General features: G+C 49.0%; 8 protein-coding genes and 1 tRNA gene. 4 read left to right on the top strand and 5 right to left on the bottom strand.

All coding sequences use genetic code 11. The features are described 5' to 3' along the window. Positions 1–289 precede the first annotated feature (289 nt). The 4 genes from EII41_RS12730 to folP form a co-directional block, all read right to left on the bottom strand. Positions 290–1,501 (bottom strand): acetate/propionate family kinase, encoded by a 1,212-nt coding sequence (locus EII41_RS12730; protein WP_124752070.1) that lies wholly within the window; start codon positions 1,499–1,501, stop codon positions 290–292. Beyond that, positions 1,498–2,517, bottom strand: coding sequence for a phosphate acetyltransferase (gene pta, locus EII41_RS12725; protein WP_124790895.1), 1,020 nt, complete (start codon positions 2,515–2,517; stop codon positions 1,498–1,500). Before pta ends, EII41_RS12730 begins: the two co-directional genes overlap by 4 nt. A 150-nt stretch (positions 2,518–2,667) precedes the next feature. Then, positions 2,668–3,441 (bottom strand): diadenylate cyclase CdaA, encoded by a 774-nt coding sequence (gene cdaA / locus EII41_RS12720; RefSeq protein WP_124790894.1) that lies wholly within the window; start codon positions 3,439–3,441, stop codon positions 2,668–2,670. Positions 3,442–3,450: 9 nt separating this feature from the next. Next, a complete protein-coding gene (gene folP, locus EII41_RS12715; protein ID WP_124790893.1) occupies positions 3,451–4,293 on the bottom strand; it encodes a dihydropteroate synthase in 843 nt (280 codons plus the stop codon). Positions 4,294–4,370: 77 nt separating this feature from the next. Between folP and EII41_RS12710 the strand changes: the two genes are divergently transcribed. After that, entirely contained in the window at positions 4,371–5,666 is a 1,296-nt protein-coding gene (locus tag EII41_RS12710) for a UDP-N-acetylmuramoyl-tripeptide--D-alanyl-D-alanine ligase (protein ID WP_124790892.1), read from the top strand. A 57-nt stretch (positions 5,667–5,723) separates the two neighbouring features. Here the strand turns inward: EII41_RS12710 and EII41_RS12705 are convergent, their stop codons facing one another. After that, the gene (locus tag EII41_RS12705; RefSeq protein WP_124790891.1) at positions 5,724–6,218 is read right to left on the bottom strand and encodes a 3'-5' exonuclease; all 495 of its coding nucleotides are present in this window, start codon (positions 6,216–6,218) and stop codon (positions 5,724–5,726) included. Positions 6,219–6,539: 321 nt separating this feature from the next. On the opposite strand from EII41_RS12705, the gene EII41_RS12700 reads away from it, so the two are divergent. The 3 genes from EII41_RS12700 (at position 6,540) to EII41_RS12690 (ending at position 8,620) form a co-directional block, all read left to right on the top strand. Beyond that, positions 6,540–6,890, top strand: coding sequence for a hypothetical protein (locus tag EII41_RS12700; RefSeq protein ID WP_124790890.1), 351 nt, complete (start codon positions 6,540–6,542; stop codon positions 6,888–6,890). 125 nt (positions 6,891–7,015) lie between these two features. Then, positions 7,016–8,461: a phosphatase PAP2 family protein gene (locus EII41_RS12695; protein WP_124790889.1), complete on the top strand. Its 1,446-nt coding sequence runs from the start codon at positions 7,016–7,018 to the stop codon at positions 8,459–8,461. A 77-nt stretch (positions 8,462–8,538) separates the two neighbouring features. After that, positions 8,539–8,620 (top strand) — tRNA-Leu (locus tag EII41_RS12690). The last annotated feature ends 196 nt before the right edge of the window (positions 8,621–8,816 follow it).

The following is an 8,816-nucleotide window of genomic DNA, read 5'->3' as shown; positions in this document are numbered from 1 at the left end:
GATTTTGTCTAACATTTGCTTCAAAAACACCATTCCGCCCCAGGGCGTAATCTCTTTATTGGTAAAGGATAACTCGAACTTCATACAGCTTTTTTCTCTATCGCTACGCGTTAGAAATTGTAAAATGCAAAGATAAGATTTTTTCTATCGCGGAATCTGGGCTTATTCAACTACGCTAAGAGCTCGCAGGGGGGGATGACGGCGGCCGTAGGCCTCAAAAAAAGAAAGCACCCCCGGCAACGTGCCGACGATGCTTTCATCCTCTGTTTTATGTAAGCTGTGGAGGATGTTAACGTATAGGTTTGCCTTCGAGAATGGCTTGCGTATCCGACGCGATCATATATTCTTCGTCGGTCGGGACCACGAGCACCTTCACCCGGCTCTCCGGTTTGCTGAGAACGATTTCACGGCCTCGCTCATTCTCGTTCTTCTTCGTATCGAACTCGATGCCGAGAAACTCCATGTTTTCACACACCTCGGCACGTGTAGACCATTGATTCTCTCCCACGCCGCCGGTGAATACAAGGATGTCGAGCCCGCCCATGGCCGCCGCATACGCGCCGACGTATTTTTTGATACGGTAATTATACATCTTGAGGGTCAGGATGGCACGCGGATCACCGTTATACATCGCGCTTTCGATATCGCGCATATCGGACGACATCTCCGAGAAGCCGGCTACCCCGCTCTGCTTATTAATCAGGGTCGACAGCCCGTCGGCGTCAAGCCCTTCCTTGTTCATGATAAACGAAAGCGCTCCGGCATCGACGTCGCCGCAACGCGTACCCATCATCAGCCCTTCGGTCGGCGTCATTCCCATCGATGTATCGATTGACTTGCCGTTTTTAACGGCAGTGATCGAGCCGCCATTTCCGATATGCGCCGTAATGATACGCTGCGTTTCGTAAGGCACGCCGAGGATCTCGCAGGCGCGACGCGAAACGTATCGATGGCTCGTTCCGTGAAAGCCGTAGCGACGCACACCGTATTCCGTATACATACGGTAAGGCAAGGCGTACATATAGGCATAATCGGGCATCGTCTGGTGGAAAGCGGTGTCGAACACTGCCACTTGCGGGGTGCCCGGGAGGATTTTCTCCATCGCTTCGATACCGAGCAGATTCGCCGGGTTATGGAGCGGAGCAAGCGCGGAACACTCTACCACTTTTGCAAGCAGCTCTTTGGTGATCAATACACTCGAAGCGAACTCTTCCGCTCCGTGCACGACACGGTGACCCACGGCGTCAATCTCCTTGAAACTCTGAATGCACCCGTAAGTAGCGTCTGTTAATGTCTTCAGGATAAATTCGATCCCTACCTCATGGTCGGGAATGTCTTTTTCGAGTACGACTTTCTCTCCGTTCTTATCCGTAAATTTCAGAAACGAACCTTCGAGACCTACTTTTTCGAGTCCTCCCTGTGCCATCACCTCGCCGGAGGTCATGTCGAAGAGCTTATACTTGATCGAACTGCTTCCGCAATTCAGGACTAATGTTTTCATACGCCTTCCTCCTTCTTTTGTGCGATGGCCTGATTGCACGAAATGGCCGCCATGTAATACAAATCATCTACCGAGCAACCGCGCGACAAGTCATTGACCGGTGCTGCCATACCTTGTAAAATCGGTCCGACGGCTTGTGCGCCGCCCAAACGTTGTACGAGCTTGTACCCGATATTGCCTACCTCGAGCGATGGGAACACAAGCACGTTGGCTTTTCCGGCTACCGCGCTGCCCGGCGCTTTATGTGCACCCACAGCCGGTACAAGCGCCGCATCGGCCTGCAATTCACCGTCGATCTTTAGCGTCGGGTCCATCTCTTTGGCCAGCCTTGTCGCCTCAACTACCTTGTCGACCATCTCGTGCGAGGCACTGCCTTTCGTCGAGAAGCTCAACATCGCGACGGTCGGTTCTACACCGGCCATGGCGCGTGCCGTCTGCGCCGAAGAGATCGCGATCTGCGCCAGCTCCTGCGCTGTCGGATTCGGGATCACCGCGCAATCGGCGAAGATCAGCAGACCATCCTTTCCGTACGACGAATCATTTACAAACATCAGATAAGCTCCCGATACGCAATTGATACCCGGAACGGTACGGATAATCTGTAACGCCGGACGAAGCACATCGCCCGTCGTATGCTGTGCTCCCGCAATTTCACCATCCGCATCGCCTGCCTTGATCATCAGACAGCCGAGGTATAACGGATTTTCAACTAATTGAGCGGCTTTCTCCGGTGTCATCCCTTTGGCCCGACGCAATTCGAGCAGCAAGTCGGCATATTCTTGTTTCTTCGCATGATTCTTCGGGTCGACGATGGTCGCCTTGCCGATATGTTTCAGTCCGAATTCACCGGCTAACCGGCTAATCTCTGTCGGCGAGCCGATCAGGATAATATCTGCTACTCCGTCGGCAATCAGTCGGTCGGCGGCTTTCAATGTACGTTCTTCCGTTCCTTCGGGAAGCACGATGCGTTGCCTGTTTGCTTGGGCACGCTCTACGATACTTTGAATTAAATCCATGGAATAAATACTTCTTTATATTATAATGTTACGTAAGTTCTTCTATGATATGTGCATTATTTTGCTACAAATGTACTAAAAATTGCAAAGTACAGTTTGCAAAAAGAGAATTATTTATGGATTGCCCCTAAATTCAATTTATTTAACATACTAAATTTCCTTGTCGCCCGACAAGATTTGCTGCAAATCTTCAGCAGAGAGGTTGATGCTGATCTTTCCGTTATGGGCTACGGATATGATTCCGCGTTCTTCGGAAACAATGATGACTATCGCATCCGTTTCTTTTGACATCCCTACGCCCGAACGGTGGCGAAGCCCCATGTCTTTCGACAGTTTCAAGCTCTGTGCCACGGGGAGAATGCAACCGGCCGCCTTGATTTTTCCGTCAACGATAATCATTGCTCCATCGTGCAATGGGCTGTTCTTGAAAAAGATGTTTTCGATCAGACGGGTATTGACATCGGCTGTGAAGATTTCGCCGGTATGGATATACGCAGATAAATCCATCTCGCGCTGGATGACGATCAATGCCCCCGCTTTTTTGCGTGCCAGATTCATACAGGCCAATACAACCGGAGCGATATATTTTTGTTGCTCTTCCGTTTCGGCATCTTTTCTGGAGAATATTTTCGCGAGGAATTTCCATCCGCGGTTCGAACCGAGCGCGACCAGAAAACGACGAATATCATCCTGAAAAAGAATAACCAATACCAGAAAGCCGACGCTGATAAACTTATCGAGGATGGCTCCCATGAGTCGCATCTCCAGTACCTGAGAGACCAAGACCCAAACGATGACCACCGATACGATTCCGCTGAAGACCGTAAGTGTCCCCGAGCTTTTCATCAGTTTATAAATCTGATACGTAAAGAACGCTACCAGCAAGACGTCTAATGCGTCTTTAATTCCGAAAGAGACCCACATAGCGCTTGATTAAGATAGCGTGAGTTGTTTGACGATTTCTATGGCTTCGGCAGCGGCCTTCACATCGTGCACACGCAGGATGTCGGCACCGTTCAGGAGGGCGTACGTATTCAATACAGTCGTGCCATTCAGACTGTTCTCTGGAGTTGTATTCAACAATTTATATATCATGCTTTTTCGAGAGATTCCGACCAGCAGAGGCGTTTCAAAATGGAGCGAAAATTCAGTTAACGATCGCATCAGTTCGTAGTTCTGTCCAAGAGTTTTGGCGAATCCGAAGCCTGGATCGAGAATCACGTCATTCACTCCCAGCTGTCGGAGTGTCCTGACTTTCTGAGCAAAATAAAGCATGATTTCTTCCATCAGATCGTCATAGTCCGTATGCTGCTGCATGGTCTGAGGGGTTCCGCGCATGTGCATCAGAATGTATGGTACTTGAAGCGACGCGACGGTCTCGAACATCTGTGCATCGAGCATGCCGCCCGAAATATCATTGATCATGGCTACTCCGTACTCTTCGACCGCTCGTCGCGCGATCGCAGTACGAAACGTATCGACGGAAACGGGAACATCGGGATAATCCTTTTGCATCCGTTTCAGGGCAGGCTCAATCCGTTGCCATTCGTCAGCCTCCGTAACCTCAGCCGCGTCCGGGCGGGACGAGTAGCCTCCGATGTCGACGATGGTTCCGCCTTCGGTCAGAATCGTCTCGATGCGCTGTGCTATGGCGGCCTCGGTTGCCTGACGGCTGCCTGCGTAAAACGAATCGGGCGTCGCGTTCAGAATCCCCATGACAACCGGTGACTTCAGCGATAACAACCGTCCGTTCAAATTGATTGATTTCTCCTTCATTCAGGTTCCCTTTTTCAAAAGTTTCCCCACAAAAGTACGGAAATAATATTATTTTTGCGTGATAATTGAACAGGAAGATGAATTTAGACGATTTATACGCTCTTTTCCGAAAATACCCTCGCGTCACGACCGATAGCCGGAATTGTCCTCCGGGTTCTCTCTTCTTTGCTTTGAAAGGCGATACCTTCGACGGGAATCGTTTTGCAGCACAGGCTCTGGAGTCGGGATGCGCTTATGCCATCGTCGACGATCCGGCCGAGCAGAAGAACGACCGAACGATCTTAACAGACAGCGTCCTCGATACGTTGCAACGCCTTGCGGCGCATCATCGCCGAGAGCTTGGGACCCCCATCATCGGTATTACGGGCACAAACGGCAAAACAACGACGAAAGAGTTGCTTGCGGCGGTGCTTTCGGAAAAATACAAGACGCTTCATACGCTCGGAAATTATAATAATCATATCGGTGTGCCGCTGACTTTGCTTCGTCTTACGGATGAATATGATGTCGCCGTGATCGAGATGGGCGCGAATCATCCGGGCGAAATACGTGCGTTGACACAGCTTGTACGGCCGGACTACGGACTGATTACGAATGTCGGGCAGGCGCACCTCGAAGGTTTCGGCTCGTTCGAAAACGTCGTGCGAACAAAGGCTGAACTGTACGATTTTATGCGTACGGGAAGCAAAAAGATCTTTATTCATCAGGAGAACGAATGGTTGCAGGGAATAGCGCACGGATTGGAAAAAATCGCTTATGGCCGAGAAATGCAAGACGATACATTCGTAGCAGGACGAGTGACCGAGAATCGTCCGTTTCTCTCGTTTCAATGGTGGCAAAAGGATGGGAATCTACATACCGTCAATACACAGCTGGTGGGTGACTATAACTTGTGGAACGCATTAGCGGCGATCGCTGCCGGACGTACATTCGAGGTCTCTGCGGAGAAAATCAACCGGGCGATCGCCGGATATACGCCTACGAACAACCGTTCGCAATGGAAGAAGACGGCGCACAATACCCTGATTATCGATGCGTACAACGCCAACCCGAGCAGCATGCGCGTGGCGCTTGAAAACTTTGCCGCATGGGATGTCACGCCCAAGGCCGTTATCCTCGGCGATATGCGCGAACTGGGCAAAGAGAGTCAGGCATTGCATGCCGACGTGATCGAACAGCTGAAAACCTGTCACTTCGATAAGGTCATTCTTTGTGGCGAACAATTGATGGCCGCCGGTGGGAAGCAGTATGACGGTTTTCCGTCCGTCGAAGCGTTGGAGGCTTACCTTGCAGCCGATCCGTTACGCGGTTATCATATTTTGATAAAAGGCTCTCACGGGATGCGTCTCGAAAAAATCGTCGGGAGATTGTAAGCGTAGAAGTCTGGCCAATCGACTCGCAAACGATGGTCGGTTCAGCGTAACGGAACATCACCGGAAAAGAGTTCCGGCGATGATTGCGCATGCTTCGGCATCGGCCAGAGCGTGATGATGTCGCGTCAGGTTAAAACCGCAAGCTCGGGCAACCGTGTGCAGTTGATGATTGGGAAGTTCGGGCCACGTCTTTCGCGATGCGCGGCAAGTACAATGAAATATGTAGTCGGGATAATCCATGCCGTACACACGAAACACGGCTTTCAGGCAGCTTTCGTCGAAGGAGGAGTTGTGTGCCACGAGCGGTAATCCTTCGATATGCGGAGCGATTTGCTGCCAGACAAACGGAAAGACCGGCGCCGCATCCGTGTCTGTCGCCGTCAGTCCGTGTACCCTTGTGTTCCAGTATTGATAGTAATTCGGTTCCGGCTGAATCAAGTGATAGAACGAATCGGTGATCCGCCCGTCCCTCACAATCACTACCCCAACACTGCATATACTGCTCCGGTGTTCATTGGCTGTTTCGACATCAATCGCTGCAAAATTATTCATGTTCCTCGTACTGTTTCTTTTGGCTGTCCTACCGCGACCATACAGGTGCATTTCTTTGCAAAGGTAGTCAATGCGATGTATACGGACTGACGAAATATAACCGAAGTGCACGATAGAAAAGTAAATGCTCTCAACTTTTCGTGCCTTGTCAGACAAGATTTAAAAAGTCTTTCGTCGATTGTTTCGATTCGTAAATATCCAAAAATAATTGTATGTTGTAAAACATGTTTTTATCTTTGCGCTCTCAATTCCGAAGAAAAGCGTTTCTTGGGGATTTTAATAGGTATCAGATTTTTTAGGTAAAACAGATTGATTTAGGTTATGAAAAAAGTAGTATGTACAATACTTGCGGTGTTGAGTATTTCTGCCGCAAGCTTTGCAAGAGACGCCGAAAGTGGCACAAGTTGGAATTTTGACGTCAATATCAACCAACTCAGCCATTATTTGCAATTATCTTCCGGGCAGGCAGGTCAAGTGGCCGATATCTGCAACCATTTCTCCGATCAGATGAACTCGGCTTCATTCTCGTCGCCAAGGAACCGGAAGGAGAAATTTCAGAAGGCTATCTATGCAAATTTGAAATTGATGAAGTCTACTTTGACAGAGGAACAATACCGGAAGTATGTTCGCTTGTTGAATGTGACGATGAAAAACAAAGGAGTGGAACTCTAATCCACCTTTGTTGATAGAAGATTGCAGCTTTCGTTCGCTTATGTTGAACGAAAGCTCTTTTTTTATGGCCGGATGCTTGAAATGATCTATCTTTGCCACGTTTATTTCAATAAAACGGCTGCATAATGAAAGAATTACAAGCATTTCATCGGGCAAAAATCCTGTTGGACAAAAATATTATCACGTTATTTCTATGTCTTTTTACGTCTGTAACGTTCGCCCAGCAGCAACATCATCCTCTGCCTCTTGAAGTCAGTCCTGTTTTATCCGAACAGATCGCCGACGATACGTTGTCTTTACTGCTACGGAAAGATCAAAAGAGGTTCTTCGATCATCGGGCCGTCAGAATCGGATTAGCGCCGACGATATTTTTCGCAGCTTCGGCACTGACATGGGGAGAGCGGGAAAGCATCCGAAGAAAACGTAATCGCTACATCCCCGGTTTCAGGAATGTCTTCGACGATTATATGCAATATGCTCCGGCAGCCGCTGTTTACAGCATGAAGCTCGCAAAAGTACGAGGGCGGAATAGCCTGTCGCGCACGCTCTTTTCGCACGGTGCGAGTTTAGTCATTATGGGAGCGATCGTCAATTCCATCAAATATACAGCCAAAGTAGAACGGCCTGACGGCTCCACGCGAAATTCGTTTCCTTCGGGACATACGGCCATGGCTTTTACGAACGCGACCCTCATGCACAAGGAATATGGCCTTGTCAATCCGCTTTACAGCATCGCGGGATATTCGGGGGCGACGTTTACGGCATTGGGGCGAAGCCTGAATAACAGACATTGGATGCCTGATATACTGGCCGGTGCGGGAATCGGGATATTGTCGACTCAGCTCGGTTATTTTTTTATCGACAAACTATACGGAAACGAAGGTGATTATATCGGGCTGTTGTCTCATGTGAAAGGAAACGGTCACCCATCGTATCTATCGGTTAAGTTAGGGAACGCCACAGCCATGCGCAACCTGATGGGATTGCTGGAGAATGGGGCGCGCACCAAACTTGGCTTTGAAAGCGGATTTGAAGGGGCATGGTTTATCGGCAAGCATTGGGGAATAGGAGGCGAATTTGCTTTTATGAGCTTCCCGATCAGTACATCGGAAGGTTTTTTGCTGGACGAAGAATACCCTGAGTTGGGCAAGGTAAAGCTAAGAACCGAATCCATCGGTACGCTAAACATCGGCATAGGCCCTCATTATGCGCTCGAATTGGGGAATCGATGGTTGTTGATGGCGAAGGCCGAGACCGGTTTGGCTTTCGGAGCAAAAGGAAAGATACTTTATGAGCTGGAAAAAGAGTTTCCCGGAATAGAGAGAGAAGCAGAAATACTTTCCTATAAACCTCATACGGCTTGGAGAGGATGCCTCGGCTCATCCATCACGTATAAATTTCATGATGAATTAGGACTTTCCTTTTATACCAACTATAATTATTCGCGTCCGACGATTCATTTTCGTCTCAGTGAGAACTTGCGAGAGGGAGAAGATGAATCTCTTCAGGTGGAAGCCGAGCAGGCGTTTGACTATTTAGGCATCGGGCTGCGGCTGACGGCTTTTTTCTGAAAACAACGCAACGCATGATTTTTCTGTAGAGCCAACACGATTGTTCCTGTTTTTTCGTATCTTTGTCGCAGAATTGAGCGGCTGTGGTGTAATTGGTAGCCACGTCAGACTTAGGATCTGATGCTTCACGGCGTGGGGGTTCGAGTCCCTTCAGCCGCACCGAATCTCCGAAAGCAGAGAGGCTTCCGGAGATTTTTTTATCTCGACGTTTCCGCGTATGGGAAAGATCGAAAATAAATCTTCACGCAGGTTGATTAGAAACAATTTGCGGGAAATAAATCTTCACACAGATTTATTAGAAACAATTTGCGGGAAATAAATCTTCACACAGATTTATTAGAAACAATTTGCGGGA

Source organism: Tannerella forsythia (assembly GCF_003860135.1).
In the GTDB taxonomy this organism is placed as follows: Bacteria; Bacteroidota; Bacteroidia; order Bacteroidales; family Tannerellaceae; genus Tannerella; species Tannerella forsythia_A.
Note: the sequence above shows the minus strand (reverse complement) of the source record. Positions and strands in the feature narration are given on the sequence as shown.